The organism is Rhodococcus sp. PML026 (assembly GCF_000963615.1).
GTDB lineage: Bacteria > Actinomycetota > Actinomycetes > Mycobacteriales > Mycobacteriaceae > Rhodococcoides > Rhodococcoides fascians.
Genome location: NZ_KQ031376.1, coordinates 1 through 1,261 on the forward strand (window position 1 = coordinate 1; position 1,261 = coordinate 1,261).

2 protein-coding genes are annotated in these 1,261 nt (G+C 63.1%); both read left to right on the forward strand.

The features are described from left to right. The coding region (locus VF34_RS19685; RefSeq protein ID WP_045841973.1) for an acyl-CoA carboxylase subunit beta at positions 1-1,071 on the forward strand (1,071 nt) is incomplete at its 5' end. Beyond that, a partial coding sequence (locus VF34_RS25905; protein ID WP_045841974.1) for an acyl-CoA carboxylase epsilon subunit occupies positions 1,068-1,261 on the forward strand: 194 nt, incomplete at its 3' end. The genes VF34_RS19685 and VF34_RS25905, both read left to right, overlap by 4 nt.

Below are 1,261 nucleotides of genomic sequence, written 5' to 3' on the forward strand. Positions count from 1 at the left end.
CACGTCTACTCACCCGCCCTGACCGATTTCGTGGTCATGGTCGATGGCACCAGTCAGATGTTCGTCACCGGCCCCGATGTCATCAAGACCGTCACCGGGGAGAACGTGACGATGGAAGAGCTCGGTGGCGCGCACACCCACATGGAGAAGTCCGGGGTCGCGCACTACGTCGCGTCCGGGGAGCAGGACGCCCTCGACTACGTCCGCGACCTCCTGTCGTATTTGCCGTCGAACAATCGGGCCGATGCCCCGCGGACGGTGGCGTCGGATCCGATCGTCGGGGCGATCGAGGATTCGTTGACGGCGGAGGATCTCGAGCTCGACACGTTGATTCCGGATTCGCCGAACACTCCGTACGACATGCACGAGGTGATCCGCCGGATCCTCGACGACGACGAGTTCCTGGAAGTGCAGGAGGGGCGGGCTCGCAACATCATCGTCGGGTTCGGGCGGATCGACGGCCGGTCGGTGGGGATCGTGGCCAATCAGCCCACCCAGTTCGCGGGCACGTTGGATATCGATGCCTCGGAGAAAGCGGCCCGGTTCGTCCGCACCTGTGATTGCTTCAACGTTCCGATCATCACCCTGGTCGATGTGCCGGGGTTCCTGCCCGGGACGGGCCAGGAATACAACGGCATCATCCGGCGTGGAGCGAAGTTGTTGTATGCCTACGGGGAGGCGACGGTCGGGAAGATCACCGTCATCACCCGCAAAGCCTATGGCGGGGCGTACGACGTGATGGGCTCCAAGCACATGGGTGCCGATGTGAACCTCGCCTGGCCGACCGCGCAGATCGCCGTCATGGGAGCCTCCGGAGCCGTCGGGTTCGTCTACCGCAAACAGTTGCTCGAGGCCGCGAAGAACGGTGAGGACGTCGATGCGTTGCGGCTGACGTTGCAGCAGCAGTACGAGGACACGCTGGTCAACCCGTACGTCGCTGCCGAACGCGGATATCTCGATGCGGTCATCCCGCCCAGTCACACCCGCGGTCAGATCGTGACCGCGTTGCGACTGCTCGAACGCAAACAAGTCACCCTGCCCCCGAAGAAACACGGAAACATCCCACTATGAGCGGCGAAGCGAATCATGACGCAGTGAGCGACACGAATCATGACGCAGTGAGCGAAGCGAAATCTGCTGCTGCGTCGGATAGTTGGTCGTTTCGCGGAAGTCCGACGGACTCCGAGATCGCTGCTGTCGTTGCGGTTCTGACTGCCGCGCAGTCGTCGGTGGCCGAGGACGTGCCGGCCCCGATCGATCT